Source organism: Myroides injenensis M09-0166, from assembly GCF_000246945.1.
Taxonomy (GTDB): domain Bacteria; phylum Bacteroidota; class Bacteroidia; order Flavobacteriales; family Flavobacteriaceae; genus Flavobacterium; species Flavobacterium injenense.
Genome location: NZ_BAEX01000034.1, coordinates 16,033 through 32,838 on the forward strand (window position 1 = coordinate 16,033; position 16,806 = coordinate 32,838).

General features: G+C 29.7%; 20 protein-coding genes and 1 tRNA gene. 11 read left to right on the forward strand and 10 right to left on the reverse strand.

All coding sequences use genetic code 11. The features are described from left to right. The first annotated feature begins 4 nt into the window (after positions 1 to 4). Positions 5 to 733, forward strand: coding sequence for an LOG family protein (locus RH98_RS07225; RefSeq protein ID WP_010252472.1), 729 nt, complete (start codon positions 5 to 7; stop codon positions 731 to 733). Between the two features lie 119 nt (positions 734 to 852). On the opposite strand, the gene RH98_RS07230 is transcribed toward RH98_RS07225, so the two are convergent. From RH98_RS07230 to RH98_RS15750, 5 genes are read right to left on the reverse strand one after another with little or no spacing between them, the layout of a single operon-like run. Then, complete coding sequence (locus RH98_RS07230) at positions 853 to 2,007, reverse strand: TlpA disulfide reductase family protein (protein WP_010252474.1); 1,155 nt, start codon at positions 2,005 to 2,007, stop codon at positions 853 to 855. A gap of 57 nt (positions 2,008 to 2,064) precedes the next feature. Continuing rightward, positions 2,065 to 2,829, reverse strand: coding sequence for a LytR/AlgR family response regulator transcription factor (locus tag RH98_RS07235; protein ID WP_010252476.1), 765 nt, complete (start codon positions 2,827 to 2,829; stop codon positions 2,065 to 2,067). Next, positions 2,816 to 3,178 carry a hypothetical protein gene (locus RH98_RS07240; protein ID WP_010252478.1) on the reverse strand — a complete coding sequence of 121 codons (363 nt, stop codon included), beginning with the start codon at positions 3,176 to 3,178 and terminating at the stop codon, positions 2,816 to 2,818. The genes RH98_RS07235 and RH98_RS07240 overlap by 14 nt, the downstream gene beginning before the upstream one ends. Before the next feature lie 3 nt (positions 3,179 to 3,181). Next, positions 3,182 to 4,534: a 2TM domain-containing protein gene (locus RH98_RS07245; RefSeq protein WP_010252480.1), complete on the reverse strand. Its 1,353-nt coding sequence runs from the start codon at positions 4,532 to 4,534 to the stop codon at positions 3,182 to 3,184. After that, a complete protein-coding gene (locus RH98_RS15750; protein WP_158427118.1) occupies positions 4,518 to 4,673 on the reverse strand; it encodes a hypothetical protein in 156 nt (51 codons plus the stop codon). Before RH98_RS15750 ends, RH98_RS07245 begins: the two co-directional genes overlap by 17 nt. Before the next feature lie 231 nt (positions 4,674 to 4,904). On the opposite strand from RH98_RS15750, the gene RH98_RS07250 reads away from it, so the two are divergent. The 3 genes from RH98_RS07250 to RH98_RS07260 all read left to right on the forward strand — a co-directional run bounded on the left by RH98_RS07250 (position 4,905) and on the right by RH98_RS07260 (position 7,158). Next, on the forward strand, positions 4,905 to 5,450 hold the full coding sequence (locus tag RH98_RS07250; protein WP_010252482.1) for an IS1096 element passenger TnpR family protein: 546 nt from the start codon (positions 4,905 to 4,907) through the stop codon (positions 5,448 to 5,450). A 65-nt stretch (positions 5,451 to 5,515) separates the two neighbouring features. After that, positions 5,516 to 6,580: a nucleoid-associated protein gene (locus RH98_RS07255; protein WP_010252484.1), complete on the forward strand. Its 1,065-nt coding sequence runs from the start codon at positions 5,516 to 5,518 to the stop codon at positions 6,578 to 6,580. A 53-nt stretch (positions 6,581 to 6,633) separates the two neighbouring features. Next, positions 6,634 to 7,158: a DMP19 family protein gene (locus tag RH98_RS07260; RefSeq protein WP_010252486.1), complete on the forward strand. Its 525-nt coding sequence runs from the start codon at positions 6,634 to 6,636 to the stop codon at positions 7,156 to 7,158. Between the two features lie 31 nt (positions 7,159 to 7,189). Here the strand turns inward: RH98_RS07260 and RH98_RS07265 are convergent, their stop codons facing one another. Continuing rightward, the gene (locus RH98_RS07265) at positions 7,190 to 7,609 is read right to left on the reverse strand and encodes a hypothetical protein (protein WP_010252488.1); all 420 of its coding nucleotides are present in this window, start codon (positions 7,607 to 7,609) and stop codon (positions 7,190 to 7,192) included. Positions 7,610 to 7,961: 352 nt separating this feature from the next. Beyond that, positions 7,962 to 8,510 carry a peptide-methionine (S)-S-oxide reductase MsrA gene (gene msrA / locus RH98_RS07270; protein ID WP_010252490.1) on the reverse strand — a complete coding sequence of 183 codons (549 nt, stop codon included), beginning with the start codon at positions 8,508 to 8,510 and terminating at the stop codon, positions 7,962 to 7,964. 140 nt (positions 8,511 to 8,650) lie between these two features. Between msrA and RH98_RS07275 the strand changes: the two genes are divergently transcribed. Both RH98_RS07275 and RH98_RS07280 read left to right on the forward strand, forming a co-directional pair. Next, positions 8,651 to 9,319, forward strand: coding sequence for an ABC transporter ATP-binding protein (locus tag RH98_RS07275; RefSeq protein ID WP_010252492.1), 669 nt, complete (start codon positions 8,651 to 8,653; stop codon positions 9,317 to 9,319). Positions 9,320 to 9,323: 4 nt separating this feature from the next. Continuing rightward, a complete protein-coding gene (locus RH98_RS07280; RefSeq protein ID WP_010252494.1) occupies positions 9,324 to 10,085 on the forward strand; it encodes a TIGR02757 family protein in 762 nt (253 codons plus the stop codon). 43 nt (positions 10,086 to 10,128) lie between these two features. Here the strand turns inward: RH98_RS07280 and RH98_RS07285 are convergent, their stop codons facing one another. The 3 genes from RH98_RS07285 to RH98_RS07295 are packed head-to-tail and all read right to left on the reverse strand — an operon-like array spanning position 10,129 to position 13,666. Beyond that, positions 10,129 to 11,052: a Ppx/GppA phosphatase family protein gene (locus RH98_RS07285; RefSeq protein ID WP_010252496.1), complete on the reverse strand. Its 924-nt coding sequence runs from the start codon at positions 11,050 to 11,052 to the stop codon at positions 10,129 to 10,131. Between the two features lie 3 nt (positions 11,053 to 11,055). After that, positions 11,056 to 13,173, reverse strand: a complete 2,118-nt coding sequence (gene ppk1, locus RH98_RS07290) for a polyphosphate kinase 1 (RefSeq protein ID WP_010252498.1) — start codon at positions 13,171 to 13,173, stop codon at positions 11,056 to 11,058. Continuing rightward, on the reverse strand, positions 13,154 to 13,666 hold the full coding sequence (locus tag RH98_RS07295) for a SixA phosphatase family protein (protein ID WP_010252499.1): 513 nt from the start codon (positions 13,664 to 13,666) through the stop codon (positions 13,154 to 13,156). The genes ppk1 and RH98_RS07295 overlap by 20 nt, the downstream gene beginning before the upstream one ends. Before the next feature lie 170 nt (positions 13,667 to 13,836). Here RH98_RS07295 and RH98_RS07300 point away from each other — a divergent pair, with 170 nt between their 5' ends. The 5 genes from RH98_RS07300 (at position 13,837) to smpB (ending at position 16,776) form a co-directional block, all read left to right on the forward strand. Beyond that, positions 13,837 to 14,391, forward strand: coding sequence for a DUF4199 domain-containing protein (locus RH98_RS07300; protein WP_010252501.1), 555 nt, complete (start codon positions 13,837 to 13,839; stop codon positions 14,389 to 14,391). Between the two features lie 29 nt (positions 14,392 to 14,420). Then, positions 14,421 to 15,239 (forward strand): 3-deoxy-8-phosphooctulonate synthase, encoded by an 819-nt coding sequence (kdsA, locus tag RH98_RS07305; RefSeq protein ID WP_010252503.1) that lies wholly within the window; start codon positions 14,421 to 14,423, stop codon positions 15,237 to 15,239. 163 nt (positions 15,240 to 15,402) lie between these two features. After that, a tRNA-Tyr gene (locus RH98_RS07310) sits at positions 15,403 to 15,483 on the forward strand. A 149-nt stretch (positions 15,484 to 15,632) separates the two neighbouring features. Then, on the forward strand, positions 15,633 to 16,223 hold the full coding sequence (locus RH98_RS07315) for a porin family protein (protein ID WP_010252505.1): 591 nt from the start codon (positions 15,633 to 15,635) through the stop codon (positions 16,221 to 16,223). A gap of 100 nt (positions 16,224 to 16,323) precedes the next feature. Continuing rightward, positions 16,324 to 16,776: an SsrA-binding protein SmpB gene (gene smpB, locus RH98_RS07320; RefSeq protein ID WP_010252507.1), complete on the forward strand. Its 453-nt coding sequence runs from the start codon at positions 16,324 to 16,326 to the stop codon at positions 16,774 to 16,776. Positions 16,777 to 16,806 lie beyond the last annotated feature (30 nt).

The following is a 16,806-nucleotide window of genomic DNA, read 5'->3' on the forward strand; positions in this document are numbered from 1 at the left end:
TTAAATGATTATGAAAGAAAATTTTAAAAATGAAGACGAGAAAATCCAAGAAAAGTTTAAACAAAGATCTTGGAATGAGATAAAAACAAATGACTCATGGGGTATCTTCAAAATTATGTCTGAATTCGTTAATGGATATGAGAAAATGGGACGTATAGGTCCATGTGTATCTATTTTTGGATCTGCACGTACTAAAAAAGAAGATCCTTACTATAAATTGGCAGAAGAGATTGCTTTTAAAGTAAGTAAAGCTGGTTATGGTGTAATTACTGGTGGAGGTCCTGGTATCATGGAAGCAGGTAATAAAGGTGCACATCTTGGAGAAGGAATATCAGTAGGGTTAAACATTGAATTGCCTTTCGAGCAACACTTCAACCCATATATCGATAATGATAAAAACATGCAATTCGACTATTTCTTTGTTCGTAAAGTAATGTTTGTTAAATATTCTCAAGGATTTGTAGTAATGCCAGGAGGTTTTGGTACACTTGATGAATTATTCGAAGCTATAACTTTAATCCAAACTAAGAAAATTGCTAAGTTCCCTATCGTATTAGTGGGTACTGATTTCTGGGGAGGACTAATTGATTGGATCAAATCAACTCTATTAGAGAAACATAACAATATCTGTGCTGAAGATATGGATCTAATTAAATTAGTAGATACAGCAGATGAGGTAATTGAAGTTATCGATGCTTTCTACAAAAAATATAATCTAAGACCGAACTTCTAATTCTAGAATTAGAAGTTCGATAATAACAAAAAGGTTGTTCATATATAGAACAACCTTTTTCAATTTTAAAATAAAAAAGGATAGCTTGTAGCTATCCTTTTTTGATATTCTTTAGAAGCTTATAATTTTAATGCTTCTTTTACACCTTCTGCTAATTGAGGTCCTCTTAAATCTTTAGCGATGATAATTCCATTACCATCAACTAAGAAACTTGCAGGAATACCTTCAATTCCGTAATCTGCAACAATAGCATCATTCCAGAATTGTAAGTTAGAAACTTGTGTCCAAGTTAAGTTATCTTTTTGAATTGCATCTAACCAAGGCTGTTCTGCTTTATCTAAAGAATAACCAATAATATCAAATCCTTGTTTATTGAATTCTTTAAATGTTTGCACTACATTAGGATTTTCTTGTCTACATGGTCCACACCAAGAAGCCCATACATCAATAAGAACAACTTTTTTACCTTCTAAGTATTCATATAAAGTTATTTCTTTTCCTGATGGAGTTTTAGCTTTAAAGTTTGGAATTTTACTTCCCACTGCTATTTTCTTTTGTACATTTTCTCTTTCAAGAACTTCTGTTATTCTTTTTTGAGTTTCTTTACCGATTTTAGAATTCTTTACAGCTTCAGGAAATTGATCAAACTCTTTTTGAACTTGCTCTATTGTTTTGTCTGGATCAGCTAAATGTCTAGCAAACATAATTACACCTAATGCATTATCTTTATTAGCTGCTTCAAATTTATCGCTAATCTCAGTCATCTTCTCATTAAGCTTTTGGTACTCATCTTGAAGTTCTTTAAACTTAGCTTGACTCTCTTCATCAGTAGCTGAGCTTAACTGCATTAATACTGCACCATTCTCATTTAAGAAATTACCAACTTTTTCTTGATAAGGAGCTAATTCATCAATAAATGCTTGAATTTTATCATTACTTGTAGTACCTCCTATTTTATATTTTTCTGAATCATTAGGATCTACTGTAATTTTTATCTCCCCTGGTTCTCCTATAAAATAAATAGTAGTTTGCATTTCGTCATCTATTCTAAGAAATGCTTGCTCAATCTCTGTAAAAGAATTCTCTAAAACTACTTTTCCTTCTTTTATTTTTCCAGAAGTAATTACAGTCGGTTCTGGTTGTCCTGGATCAGATATAACCACTTCTACTTTTGTGTCATCTGCTGCTTTACCCATTTCAAATTCTATTGAGTTCTTTTTACTACAAGAAACAATAGTGAAAACAGATAAAAACAAAATACTTAATTTTTTCATTTTTATTATTTAATCAATTATTGCTTAAAATTAGATATTTTATTTAAGTTTCAAGCATTATTCAATCCATTTTTTAAAATCGTTAACTTTTTCACGGCTTACTACTAAATCTTCGTCCTCAAATTCCTTTAAATTAATCTTCAATCTAGAACTTGAATAAGTATGAATCTCTTTGATAGCACTAATATTGATGATAAACTTTCTATTGATACGGAAAAAGTCCTTAGCGTAAAGTATCTTCTCTAACTCTTCTAATGTATAATCAATTAAATAGTTGCGATTATCAAATGTTTTAATATAAGTTGCCTTATTCTCACTAAAGAAACACATAACTTCACGTGTGGTTATGATCTTTATCTGAGTACCTATTTTAACTGAAAAGCGTTCTTTGTACTCTATTTCATTGCCTGAGGTCAAAAACTGTTTAAATAAGGATAATTGTTCATTAAACCCAAACAATGATGTCTTCTGCTCAAAATACTTACTAATCGCTGCTTTTAATTCTTCTTCTTGAATAGGCTTTAATAGATAATCTATACTATTTAATTTAAAAGCTCTTAGCGCATACTCATCATAGGCTGTAGTAAAAATAATGGGGCTATTCACTTTTACTTTTTCAAAAATCTCAAAAGATAAACCATCAGACAGTTGGATATCTAAAAAGATGAGGTCTGGTTCTTTGTTAGAACCAAACCACTCTATTGCCTCATCTACGCTCGTTAATTTCATTGCTGTTGAATAACCTAATTTCTCTAGCTTTCTCTCTAACGAACGCGCTGCAGGCTTTTCATCTTCTACTATAACTATATTAATTGCAGTCATTTAATTTTATTTGGTATTCAAATCTTCTTTTTAATTTTTCAAATTCATTCCTTTCTAAATTCTCTTGCCATTTTTTTAAGTAAGGTAAATAATCGGCGAAATGAATTAAGTATTTGATAAATAGTGCACTTCCACAAATTCCAATAAACCAATATACATAAAACGATCCCGGTGGCCCTACTCTAATCTCAAAATTCTCTATTCCATAATTATCCTCAATAACGGTTATTATGAGTAAAGCAATAAGTATTATGAACTGAAATATTAGATTAAGCAATCTATTTAGTCTTATTCGCTTAAGCTTTTTGTAATTTCGCTGTATCTTGTCTGATAACACCTTCTCTTCCATAATTTAGTCCCATTGTTGCGATTTACCATTATGCTTTTCCATATGCTCTCTAATTTTTCGATCTTCCCAATTCTTACCTAGAAAGAAACTATAATCATATGTATTCATTGCATGTGATACTATCCCAATTCCCCATGCAAAAACAATAATCAAACACCACAAAAATGAAGGGTCTGTAAGTAAATTAAGCATTATCACGAATGCACACACCATAATATAAGAAGTCAAATGAGCATAAAACTTCTTTATTTTTTCTACTTTCTTCTTTGCTTCAATTAATATTTCTTGCTCATTTTCAGGCACATCAATAATTCTCATATGTTCGATAATTTTGGTTAGTATTGGTATTCTTACTGTAAAAAACTCTTCAGTTTCTTCTACTTTAATTGGCTTACTTGTAATCAATGCATAACGACTTGCAATATTATTTAAGCCTATTCCTTTTCTATTGTCTATAGTTTGTTTTTTATTTAAGTTATTTGAAACTTTAAGATAGCCATTTGACTCTTCCGTTATTACAATATGTATGGGCTTTGAAGAAGATGCTTTGTTGTGCTTAATTACATTTTCTAATAATAATTGTAAAGAAAGTGGCACAACCTTCGCTCCCTCCTGCCTTACTGTGTCAGGAAACTCAAACGTCAGACTGTCTTCAAACCTCATTTGCAAAAGTTCAATATATGTTTTTGCAAAATCTAATTCTTCTTGCAATGGTACTAACTCTTTACTCTTTTGATCTAAGATGTATCTATATGTCTTTGATAATGAATTATTAAAAGCGAGAGCCTTTTCAGTATCCTCTTCAATTAGTGCATTTAATACGTTAAGACTATTAAACAAGAAATGAGGATCTAACTGATTTTTAAGACTTTCAAATTGAGCAGATACATTTCCTGATATTACTTTTTGTTCTTCTATCTGTTGATCTTTTATAATAGAGGAAAGATTTACGTAAACATAAAGAGCAAATAATAGTGACAAAAACAAACTAAAATTAAATATCGCTCTAAAACCTCCTAAATCTTGAAAAAAAACATAGTCTTCTTTTAACATCACAAAAATGTCAAAAAGCTTAAATATTGTTCCAACTACAAAAAACAGAAAGAAGTTCAAAACCGAAGCTATGGCAGTAATAATAATGATATTTTTCTCCTTTTCGCGTATATACTTTTTTACTTCAAAAAAGTACTTATCCATCAGTAAATAATTAACCAATGAAACAATCCCAATAAATACTATTGTATAGCCTAAAAAGATTGCTAAATCAATCACATGAATATTTAGCACTCTCTTAAACAAAATAAATACAACGAATATTACGAGTATTAGTTTTCCAATGTTATTCTTTTGTTTCATTTTTCGTTTTTGAATTTTGTTCTGTGTAAACTATAGCTTGATCTTCACTAACTTCATTTGATGATTTATTAATAGGTAATCCTAATACTAAGAATAAGCTATTGATCAAAAATAAGGTAATCATAATTATAAACTTCATAACTATTTCGTTTTTTGTTAAGACAAATGTGAAATAATACTCACTGTTATGAAAACAAATAAAACTGAATTGTGGAATTTTAGGGATGAGTTGCAATTTTTGCCCCATATTATAAAAATCTGATGTTCAATTAGCTGTGATATAAGAACAAATTAGAAAAGAAAAAGGCTGTTTATTATTCTCTTTAAACCAATAATAAGTTTAAATTTGCGTACAAATTCGCTAATAGATATGGTTTATAAATTTAGAGTAATCCTTGATACAGAAGAAGATATCTTTAGAGATATCGCTATTTTAGAAGAAGATACCTTAGAAGATCTTCACAATGCAATAGTTAACGCTTTTGGCTTTGACGGCATGGAAGCAGCATCGTTTTATGCTTGTGACGACCAATGGACGCAATTAGAAGACGAAATATCTTTGTTTGATATGGGAGAAGATGATAAAAAGACAATGAGTTCTACCCCTATTAATTCAGTATTAAACGAAGATCAAACTAAAATAATCTACGTATATGATTTTTTAAATATGTGGACATTTTTTGTTGAATTAGGAGCTGTTGAAGAAGAAGAACCAGGATTAGCTTATCCAGAATTATTGTTTTCACATGGTATTTTGCCAGATTCAATGCCTACAAAATCATTTACTGCAAATCCTGTATCAAACGATGATATCTTTGGTGAATTCGATGATGATTTTGACGACGAAGATTTCGATATGTTTGATGGAGATGATAGCTTTGAAGAAGGAAGCTATGACGACGACAATTGGATGTAAATTTTAGATAATAAATTATAAAGATAATTAGGCATTCTGCCTAAAGTATACAACAAGTATTTGCCATGATCAATTTATTTAATGCTCACGTAGAAACTCTTTCTATCCATAGAGTTGGGAATAAAAGTAGAAATGAAGCTTTCTTCTTATCTGAAGAACCATATAAACTTAATGATGAAATAGCCCCGCTATTAAAAGAATATTTCTTTAAACCTTTCCGTGAGAAAGAAGAAAACTTCTACCAATTTGCTCATGATGTTGATTTAGAATTTAATGAAATGTATAACTATGCAGCAGAAGTGTTTAATGCTCCTTCAGTTAATACATTACATGAAGTTTCTAAGAAAATAACTAAACACCTTTTTGAACAATCTAATCACCCACATATAAAAAATGGAGAAGTTTATGTTGCGTATTTAACAAACGTTTCTATAGACAATAATGTGGTAGATGCTATTGGAGTTTTTAAAAGTGAGATAAAAACAGATTTCCTACAGTTCAATGAAAACGGTTCAAACCTTGAGATGATTCTTCAACAAGGTATAAACTTAAATAAACTTGACAAAGGATGTATCATCTTTAATTACAAAAAAGAAGAAGGATACAAAATTCTTACTATTGATAGTAATAAATATGATGCTCGTTATTGGTTAGAACATTTCTTATCAGTAGATATCTTCCAAGATGAAGCATTCATGACAAAAAAATATTTAAAATTCTGTCAGGACTTTGCTAAGGAAGTTGTACTACCAGCAGAAGACAAAAAAGAAGAAGTAATGTTTATGAATCGCTCAGTAAATTATTTTGCAAAAAATGATGAGTTCGAAGAAACAAACTTCTTAAACGAGGTTATTGAAAATCCTGATTTAATTTCTGAATTTAAAAATTACAAAGTAGATAAAGGAGAAAAGTATAGTATAGAAGATACCACTTCCTTCCCTATCGCTAATAATGCAGTGTCAGATGTACGTAAGAAAATTAAAAACGTAATTAATCTAGATACCAATATTCAGATTAAACTTGATTTCATCAATCCCGAAAGTGCAGATAAGTTTGTAGAAAAAGGATGGGATGAAGAAAAGCAAATGTATTATTATCTAGTATATTTCAATAAAGAACAAAAAGCATAAACATAATAAGCGATTCCTTAATAAGGAGTCGCTTATTTTTATTACCAAATACTATGAAAGAATTTGAATACATATTAATTTCAGAAAGTGCATACAATAGCGACAATATATTAGATATTTTAAATTCTAATATCTCAGTTGTTAACTATTTAAGAAACTCAAATATTGGGGATGATGAACTGCATCCAGATGCTTTTAGCAGTTATTGTGTAGATTATTATTATAAAACCTTATCTGAGGAAGGATTTCCTGCTTTTGTTTGGAAGAGTAAATGGGATATGGACTTGATTGAGATTATACAAGCTGGTCTTATAGCAATGGATGCTAAAGAACATTTAGAATATTTTGAAAAACAAATGCGCAGAATAAAAGCATTAAGTAAAATAAAACTTAGTAAATTCTTAACTACGGAATTTAATAAAGATAAAGAGTTGATAAGTCTTATTGATGACCAAAGTCATACTACTATAGAAACAAATCTACAAGAGTTAAATGCTTCTTGGTTAAAGAATCACCCTGATATAAAAGTAGCTTCTCTAGAAGAAATGCAAGAGATAATTACTGATTTTATAGCATAAAAAAAAAGCTCCTTAAAAGGAGCTTTTCTATTTATTTTTGTTCTTCTTCATATTCTATCTTAGTAATTTTAAGGTCATTACCCTTTTTATTTAAATAGATAGTTTCTAATGATTTTGCATTCTGATAAGTTACGTCGTACTCAATCACAAAATCCTTTGTTTTCTCTTTTTTATTTTGACTGGTTTTTTCCCAATCTTTAATTTCAAAACTTTGAATATGTCCTAATTTTTCTTCTCTATCTTTTAATACTTTGATAAAATTCTGAATATCAGCTGTATCATCATTCATTAATTTAGGAATTGAGTCATAATTATGCTGCATCAAGTGATAATAATACCATCCTGTTAATGTCTTTCCAGCATTCTGATCACCAAGTTCTTTACTTTCTTTAGTGTTTTTACACCCAACAAGTACAAGCGTTGCAAATAGAATTGTGAAAATTTTTTTCATAAGGGATAAATTTGAGTTAATTGTTTAAATACTTTAATTTTCTATTTTTAATTTCTACATTAAATTTAATAAAAATTTATGATTTTAGCAACTATATTTCCCCTTATAAATGCTTTTTAACTAACAGATTTCATCCAATTCATTTATTATTATACATCTTTTTTAAATTGTATAACTATTTTTTAGCATTATAAAATAAAATGCCATTTTATATCAATTGCAATACATTGCTTATCAATACAAATGCGTTAAAAATTAATGATATAAAACAAAAGCTGATACATATTACTATATATCAGCTTTTGCCTTGTAAAGATAGAAATTGCTACCTTTGTATAGGTATTTAAGTTCCCTATTTAAGTTTAGAGCTATATTTTGACTTAAATTTCTCTAATTTAGGTCGAACTACCATTTGACAATAAGGATTTTCACCTCCCTTTTTCTCAAAAAAGTTTTGATGATAATCCTCGGCAACATAAAAATAACTTGCAGGAGATAATTTAGTAACTATAGGGTCTGGGTAAATATGCTGTTCTTCTAATGCAGCAATATAGTCTAATGCTTCATTCTTCTGCTTATCATCGCTATAAAAAATTTCACTTCTATACTGCGTACCAACATCCTCTCCTTGACGATTTAAAGTAGTAGGATTATGAGTAGCAAAAAAGATCTCTAATAATTGATGATAATTTAAAATATTGCTATCATACACAATTTTAACCGCTTCAGCATGTCCTGTCTCTCCTGTACAAACTTCTTCATAGGTTGGATTTTCAGTTGTCCCACCTATATAACCTGGTAATACATCTTCAACACCTTTCAAACTTTTAAAAACTGCTTCTGTACACCAAAAACATCCTCCTCCAAAAATAGCTGTTTTTATATTTTTTATATTTTCCATATCTCTAATATATTATCTAAGTATAATTTCAGAATTTAAAGTTACTATTTTTTTCAAAAATGAAAGACTTTTTAAATATTCTATTTTAATACTAACTAAAACATCGTTACTTTGTAATAAAACTAAGAGTATTTATAACCATGATAAAAGCTAAAAATATTTATAAAAAATATAGCCAATTAGAGGTGTTAAAAGGTGTTGACTTACATATTCGCAAAGGCGAAGTCATCTCTATTGTCGGAGCTTCTGGAGCAGGAAAGACTACCTTACTACAGATCCTAGGGACTCTAGATAAACCTACTATAAATGAACAAACTAGCTTACTTATAAATGGTATCGATATTTTGAAATTAAAAGATAGTGAATTATCTAAATTTAGAAATTTACATCTTGGCTTTATATTTCAATTTCACCAATTATTACCTGAATTTACTGCTTTGGAAAATGTTTGTATTCCTGCATTCATTGCAAATAAAGATAAAAATGAAGTAGAAAAAGAAGCTAAAAAATTATTAGAATACTTAGGCTTGTCACATCGCATTAATCACTATCCATCAGAATTATCGGGAGGAGAACAACAGCGCGTAGCTGTCGCTAGAGCTTTAATTAATAAACCACAAGTTATATTTGCTGATGAACCATCAGGAAACCTTGATACAACTTCTGCAGAAAATCTGCATCAACTATTTTTTAAATTAAGAGATGAATTCGGTCAAACTTTTGTAATAGTAACTCATAATGAAGAACTTGCAGATATGGCAGACAGAAAACTTATTATGGTCGATGGACAAATTACAACTAAAGGATAAATAAATGACTAAAGATGAAATTAAGGATTTTCTAGACGAAAAAGTTATTCTCTATAATAACCCTACTTTTATTACTGATGATCCTGTTCAAATTCCACATCTTTTTACAGAAAAAGAGGATATAGAAATTGCCGGTTTTCTAAGTGCAACTATAGCCTGGGGAAATAGAAAGATGATAATTAAAAATGCACATCGTATGATAGAATTAATGGGGAATTCTCCATATGATTTTATCATCAATCATAAAGAAAGCCATTTAGATAAGTTGGAACAATTTGTACACCGCACTTTTAATGGAACTGACTTTATTACTTTTATTAAAGCATTACAAAATATCTATATTAATCACAATGGATTAGAAAACGTATTTTCAAAGAAATCATCTTATAATTTGCAGGAAAGAATTTCTTCTTTTAAAAAAATATTTTTTGAGATTGAACATCCAACACGAACACAAAAACATATTTCTGATCCATTAAAGGGTTCTGCTGCTAAAAGAATAAATATGTTTCTAAGATGGATGGTACGCCAAGATAATGCTGGTGTAGACCTTGGAATATGGAAAAAGATATCCCCGAGTGAACTTTCTTGTCCTTTAGACGTACATTCTGGAAATATGGCACGAAAGCTAGGCATTTTAAAAAGAAAACAAAATGATGGTAAAGCACTTCAAGAACTTGATGCCGTTTTAAGAGAGATGGATCCGATAGATCCTGTGAAGTATGACTTTGCTTTATTTGGATTAGGAGCTATTGAAAAATTCTAACTATATAAAAATAGCCTTTAAATAATATTTAAAGGCTATTTTTTTACTTTATTAGATTAATTGTCTGATAATCTAATGGTATTTTATTATAATAAATTGCTTTCACAATACCGTCTGACACTCCAATTTTAGGAACATATATATGTTTTGCATTGCTCCATTTCATAGCGCTATTATAAATTCGTAAAGCTGGAATAATAACGTCTGCCCTATCTGGGTTTAATCCTAAAGTAGAAATACGCTCATCATAAGTCATTGCTTTTAATTTATTATATTGTTGAGTAACATAACTATAAGTTAATGGTTTATCTTGAGTCTTTCCAGACATTTTAAATATTTTATTAATATTTCCGCCGGAACCGACAACAATAAGTTCACCTATATCTTTAGTACTATCCTTTATCCATTTTTCAATTTCATCCCAAACACTTTTCTTAACCATATCATTAAGAAGCCTTACTGTTCCATTTCTGAAAGACTGTGAAGCAATTTGTTGTCCCTTCGAAAAAAGTGTAAATTCACTACTACCACCTCCTACATCTACATACATCACACTAGACGAACTATTGATAAAGTGTTTCAAATCTGATGAAGCAATTATCATAGCCTCTTTCTTACCATCAATAATACTAATTTTTACTCCCGATTCTTTATAAATTTCTTCTACGATCTCAGTTCCATTTTCTGCCTCGCGCATGGCACTAGTAGCACAAGCCATAAACCGTTCTACTTTATTCACTTTCATTAATAAATAAAATGCTTTCATAGAATCTATCATACGCTGCTTGGACTCTTCACTAATTTCACCAGTGGTAAAGGCATCTTGACCTAGTCGCACCGGCACACGAATCAATGAACTCTTACTAAAAACAGTTTCTTTGCCTTTTTCTTCTATAATATTCATTATCAATAATCTCATGGCATTCGAACCAATATCTATAGCAGCATATTTTCTTATTTTTAGCATATATTACATTTTATTTTGGAGTTTGTTTTTATAATAATTATACATTTCCATTTGCGCATGGAATATTTTACCATCTTCAATTTTTCTATAAGTATTTGCTAAGTCACCAGACTGAATACGAGTCTTATAATTTCCTCTCCAACCTATATCAAATGTTTCTATTAATTCCTTTTTAATTTCTTCATCATAAATCGGGCAAGTAACCTCTACTCTTTCATCTAAATTTCTAGTCATAAAATCAGCAGATGAAATAAAAACTGCAGGATCATCATTATTACAAAAGATGTAGATTCTAGAATGTTCTAAGAAACGATCCACAATACTTATCACTTCAATATTCTCACTCATTCCTTCTATTCCAGGAATTAAAGAACATATTCCTCTAATAATTAATCGAATTTTCACACCTGCATTACTTGCTTCATAGAGTTTATCTATCATCTTTAAATCAGACAAACTATTCATTTTTAAATGAATATAAGCAGGCAATCCTTTTTTTGCATTATTTATTTCCCTATCTATTAATCTATTGAATCCCTTTCTAGTATAATGCGGTGAAAGTAACAAGTGTTTATATTTGTGAACACGATAATTTACTTGTAAAAATTCAAACACTTTTGAGACATCTTTTAATATTTGATTATGTGCGGTAAATAATGTTACATCAGTATAAATTTTAGCAGTACTTTCATTAAAGTTTCCGGTAGAAATAAAACCATAACGTTTTATTTTCTTATTCTCTAGTCGTTCTATAACACATATTTTGCTGTGTACTTTTAGACCTTTTACACCAAAAATTAATTGAATACCCTCTGCTTGCATTAGCTCTGAATAATAGATATTACTAGTCTCATCAAATCTAGCTTGTAATTCAACTTGAGCAACAACTTTCTTACCATTCTTTACTGCATTGATTAAAGAACTAATAATTTGTGAGTTTTTTGCTAAACGATAAAGAGTAATTTTAATAGATAATACTTGAGGATCAAGTGCTGCCTCGCGCAAGAATTTCACTAAATATGAAAATGATTGATAAGGCGTATAAATCATAAAGTCTTTTTTCTGAACTTGTTGAATTATACTATCTTCTAAATTTAAGTTTGCTACACTTGATGGTATTAATTTAGGATAAGATAAGTCATTTCTTCCCATATTAGGAAAACCCATATAATCTCTCCTATTATGGTATCTTCCCCCAGGTATAATGCTATCGTTTAATTCTATTTCTATATGTTTTAATAAAAATTCAAGTGTTTCAGGATCCATCTCAGAATCGTAAACAAATCGTACAACCTCACCTTCTCTCCTATCACGTACACCACTTGAAATTTTCTCTACAAAAGATTTGTGTAAATCTGTATCAAAGTCTAATTCTGCATCTCTGGTAACCTTAATCATATGAGCAGATTCTGCTTTATAATCAAAAATTTCAAAAATAGAATCTAAATTATATCGGATAATATCATCAAGCATAATGATATATTTCTTACCATCATGAGAAGGAAGCTCAACAAAGCGATTAATAATATTAGGTATTTCTATAATAGCATATCGCACTGCTGGCAATACCTTTATAGCCTTACCTTTTGCATCGTGTTTTTTGACTAACTTTTCATCTAGTAAAAGCTTCACTACTAGGTAGCCATGTGTATCTCTTAAAAGAGGAAACTCGGCTAAGTCACTTAATATAATCGTGATAAGATCAGGATATACTTCATGTAAATAAAACTCTTTTACGAAAGCTTGTTGCTCAGCGTTAATTTCTTTCTCATTTACAATAAATATATTTTCTTCTTCTAACCTATTTTCTATTTCTTTAAGAATTCTAAGACTCTCATTTTGCAATTCAATAACTCTCTTAGTTATATCGCTTAGTAAATTTTTTACAATTACACCACTTCCCAAACGACGATTACTTTCACCTGTTAAAGTCATACGGCGAATAGTTGCATATCTCACTCTAAAAAACTCATCCAAATTATTAGAAAAAATACCTATGAAACGTAATCTTTCTAATAAAGGTACTGTAGAATCAGCAGCTTCCTGTAATACTCTCTCATTAAAAGATAACCAGCTTTTTTCTCTGTCGATATAACGAAATTTAGTTGTATTTGTGTTCATCACTTTTTAAATCTCTTGGCATCAAAGTTAATAGTATTTCCCCCTTGTTGATATCTTTCCAATTGTCTGTATCGAAATCAATGACTACGACAGATGATGTTGGTAAATTATCGAACGTACGGTTACCAAATTTATTAACAAATTTTGTTATTGCATCATTATGACCAAAAAGAATTAATGTATCATGTTCATTTTTACATTTTTTTATTGCATCTTCCAATTTATTTGATTCAAAAGTATAAACATCTTCATTTAAAATAATGCAATCTAAATTCATATCTATATTTTGACCAAAAATAGTAGCTGTCTCTTTTGCTCTTTTAGCAGGACTTGCCCATACGATAAACTTCTTTGGGAGTGCATTACTTTTTACTAATTCTTCCGAAATTAAGTGAGCATCTCTTACACCTCTGTTAGATAATGGTCTGTTACGATCATCACTAACTGTTTTCCAACACGATTTAGCATGCCTTATCAATATTAACTTTTTCATAATAAATCAGTTTTTAAGTTTAGTTTTTAATAATAATTTTGGTTTTAGTAGCTAAATTGGTTGTTATTAAAATTTTACATTTAAATCTAATAAAAAAAATCAAAACAAAATATATTTTAAGCTATTAAATAAAAACTTTACTTTTGATGTACAAATTTTAAAGTTATATAATGAGAAATTTCTCCATTGAGTTTAAATGGGCTGCAATAGCAACTTTAGCAGCTTTAATATGGATGTTTATTGTAAAATCACTTGGTTTTCACGATCTTGAAAAAATACGCTTTGAAGTAGGTTTTGAATTACTATTTAATTTAATACTTATTCTTTTTTATTGGCTAGGCATAAGACAAAAAAAGAAAGATTTTTATGATGGTCAAATTACTTGGCAACGCGCTTTCTTTTCTGGATTAGTAATGTGTATAATGATTACATTTTTCTTTCCATTAATACAATACATTACTTTTAATCAAGTATCTCCTCACTTTATGGAAAACTTAAATGAAGCTCTTAATACTCAAACGAATATGTCAGCAGAAGAAGCTTTAAAAAATTCTTCATTTGATTTATTTCTTAGAAATGGAGTTACAAATAACCTTTCTTTTGGAGTAGTAACAATAGCTATTATTTCTTATTTCATCCAGACAAAAGGTGCTACTAATAATGCAAAGCCACTCGATCGCCCTGAAGTAGTTAAAGTAAAAAAATTAAAAAACAACAAGAAATAGACTTACAACAATTATAAAGATTAATAGTTATGAACATTAATAATATTCCCTTAATTAAAAATACTGACTCTGGTAATTTCTTTTTATTAGCTGGTCCTTGCGCCATAGAAGGAGAAGAAATGGCAATGCGTATCGCTGAGAGATTAGTAAAGATTACAGATGATCTTAAAATACCATATGTATTTAAAGGATCTTTTAAAAAAGCTAACCGTTCTAGAATAGATAGTTTTACAGGTATTGGCGATGAAAAAGCGCTAAAAATATTGCAAAAAGTAGGTAAAGAATTTGGAGTACCAACAGTTACTGATATTCACGAGCGTACTGATGCAGCAATGGCTGCAGAATATGTTGATGTATTGCAAATACCTGCTTTCTTAGTCAGACAGACAGATCTTGTAGTTGCTGCTGCAGAAACAGGAAAGGTTGTAAACTTAAAAAAAGGACAATTTATGAGTCCTGAAAGCATGAGACATGCAGTTCAAAAAGTAATAGACTGTAATAATCTTGACGTAATGGTTACCGATAGAGGTACAATGTTTGGTTATCAAGATATGATAGTAGATTACAGAGGCATTCCTACAATGAAAGAATTTGCTACTACTGTATTAGATATCACTCACTCTTTACAACAACCAAACCAATCATCTGGAGTAACTGGTGGCCGTCCTGACTTGATCGAGACTATTGCTAAAGCAGGTATTGCAGTAGGTGTTGATGGGTTATTTTTAGAAACTCATTTTGATCCAGCTAATGCAAAAAGTGATGGAGCAAACATGTTACACTTAGATTATTTTGAAGATTTAATGAAAAAGCTTGTCGCAATTCGCCAAACAGTAATTAAATTCTAAAAAAACATAAAAAATATTTCTCTTGTACTTTTTTTATAACCAAACAGTTAGCCATACAAGAGAAATATTTATATAAAAAAAAGCGTCGGAACGCTTGCAGATTAAGAAAACAGCCCTATATTTGCACCGTTCTTAACAAGACAGATAAGCAATAAAGCTTGTAGGGGAGATACTCAAGCGGCCAACGAGGACGGACTGTAAATCCGTTGGGAAACCTTCGCAGGTTCGAATCCTGCTCTCCCCACTATATAAAAGCTATATTTATTTTTTAAGTATAGCTTTTTTTGTTTCTTGAAACTTCGAAAGAAACTTTTCACAAAAACACACCTCTCTCATTTATAAATATGCTTTTATTTATTTTTTACTTAATTTAGCGAAAAAATAATATTAATTATGAAAACTAGAAATCTTTTTTACTGCTTAACACTATTAATAGGTTTAGTAAGCGGAAGTGCTTTTGCTCAATCTCCATCTCCTCTACACGTAGGAATCAAAGCAGGAGCGAACTTTACAGATATGTCTACTTCATTAAAAGATTATAACAGCAAAAGTTCAACTGGTTTTGGAGTGGGTGCTGTCGCAAGATTAGACATAAAGAAAACATACTTACAAGCAGAGTTACTTTATACAGAAAAAAACGTGAAATTTGAAGGTGCTCAAAGCGATGTGACTTCTAAAATGAAAAACATTGAAGTACCTGTAGTTTTAGGTTACAAATTTATCAATTTACCTCTTTTACACGCTAGAGTATTTGGCGGAGGTGTCTATACTAATATGGTAGGTGACAACTTTAAAGCAAAACAAGTTGGAGAAACATTTAAAAACTTTGACAAGTCAAATATAGGTTACCGTGTAGGTGTTGGTGTTGACGTATTGAAATTTACAGTTGATGTTAGCTACGATGGCGGTTTCAGTAATGTTAGTAAGGATTTTAAAACAAAACCTAATACCTGGATGGTTTCAATAGGTTATTTCTTTTTATAATATATATTTTAAGATATTCCAAAAGAGTTGTTACTTTGCAGTAGCAACTCTTTTTGTTTGCCAACCAAAATTTAAAATACTAAAAACACGATTTCATATAATGCAGAAGAAAATAAATATACTTAATAAAAGAGCTAAGTTTGACTATGAAATATTAGATAAATATACTGCAGGTATAGTTTTAACAGGTACAGAAATAAAATCAATACGTCTAGGGAAAGCTAATATTGCTGAAAGCTTTTGTGAATTTCAAGGTCATGAGTTATTTGCTATAAATACACAAATTGAAGAATATGCCCATAGCAAACACTTTAATCACAAAGCTAAGACAGAACGCAAACTCCTTCTCAATAAAAAAGAATTAAAAAGTTTATTAAAAAGTGTTCAAAATAAAGGATTAACAATTATTCCTTTACGACTATTCCTCAATGAAAAAGGATTAGCAAAACTAGAAATAGCGTTATGTAAAGGGAAAAAGAACTATGATAAGCGCGAAACAATAAAAGAAAGAGACACTAAACGAAGTTTAGATAGACTTAAAAATGCGTTTTAATATATACGCGTTGGATCTATCTTATAAAAA

Excerpts from the sequence above, each read along its gene's own strand:
- RH98_RS07245 (WP_010252480.1), bottom strand. The coding sequence starts at position 4,534 with ATGAAACAAAAGAATAACATTGGAAAACTAATACTCGTAATATTCGTT.
- ppk1 (WP_010252498.1), bottom strand. The coding sequence starts at position 13,173 with ATGAACACAAATACAACTAAATTTCGTTATATCGACAGAGAAAAAAGC.
- RH98_RS07280 (WP_010252494.1), top strand. The coding sequence starts at position 9,324 with ATGACTAAAGATGAAATTAAGGATTTTCTAGACGAAAAAGTTATTCTC.
- RH98_RS07255 (WP_010252484.1), top strand. The coding sequence starts at position 5,516 with ATGATCAATTTATTTAATGCTCACGTAGAAACTCTTTCTATCCATAGA.
- smpB (WP_010252507.1), top strand. The coding sequence starts at position 16,324 with ATGCAGAAGAAAATAAATATACTTAATAAAAGAGCTAAGTTTGACTAT.
- msrA (WP_010252490.1), bottom strand. The coding sequence starts at position 8,510 with ATGGAAAATATAAAAAATATAAAAACAGCTATTTTTGGAGGAGGATGT.
- RH98_RS07260 (WP_010252486.1), top strand. The coding sequence starts at position 6,634 with ATGAAAGAATTTGAATACATATTAATTTCAGAAAGTGCATACAATAGC.
- RH98_RS07235 (WP_010252476.1), bottom strand. The coding sequence starts at position 2,829 with ATGACTGCAATTAATATAGTTATAGTAGAAGATGAAAAGCCTGCAGCG.
- RH98_RS15750 (WP_158427118.1), bottom strand. The coding sequence starts at position 4,673 with ATGAAGTTTATAATTATGATTACCTTATTTTTGATCAATAGCTTATTC.
- RH98_RS07225 (WP_010252472.1), top strand. The coding sequence starts at position 5 with ATGATTATGAAAGAAAATTTTAAAAATGAAGACGAGAAAATCCAAGAA.
- RH98_RS07265 (WP_010252488.1), bottom strand. The coding sequence starts at position 7,609 with ATGAAAAAAATTTTCACAATTCTATTTGCAACGCTTGTACTTGTTGGG.
- RH98_RS07315 (WP_010252505.1), top strand. The coding sequence starts at position 15,633 with ATGAAAACTAGAAATCTTTTTTACTGCTTAACACTATTAATAGGTTTA.
- RH98_RS07250 (WP_010252482.1), top strand. The coding sequence starts at position 4,905 with ATGGTTTATAAATTTAGAGTAATCCTTGATACAGAAGAAGATATCTTT.
- kdsA (WP_010252503.1), top strand. The coding sequence starts at position 14,421 with ATGAACATTAATAATATTCCCTTAATTAAAAATACTGACTCTGGTAAT.
- RH98_RS07240 (WP_010252478.1), bottom strand. The coding sequence starts at position 3,178 with ATGGAAGAGAAGGTGTTATCAGACAAGATACAGCGAAATTACAAAAAG.
- RH98_RS07300 (WP_010252501.1), top strand. The coding sequence starts at position 13,837 with ATGAGAAATTTCTCCATTGAGTTTAAATGGGCTGCAATAGCAACTTTA.
- RH98_RS07285 (WP_010252496.1), bottom strand. The coding sequence starts at position 11,052 with ATGCTAAAAATAAGAAAATATGCTGCTATAGATATTGGTTCGAATGCC.
- RH98_RS07275 (WP_010252492.1), top strand. The coding sequence starts at position 8,651 with ATGATAAAAGCTAAAAATATTTATAAAAAATATAGCCAATTAGAGGTG.
- RH98_RS07230 (WP_010252474.1), bottom strand. The coding sequence starts at position 2,007 with ATGAAAAAATTAAGTATTTTGTTTTTATCTGTTTTCACTATTGTTTCT.
- RH98_RS07295 (WP_010252499.1), bottom strand. The coding sequence starts at position 13,666 with ATGAAAAAGTTAATATTGATAAGGCATGCTAAATCGTGTTGGAAAACA.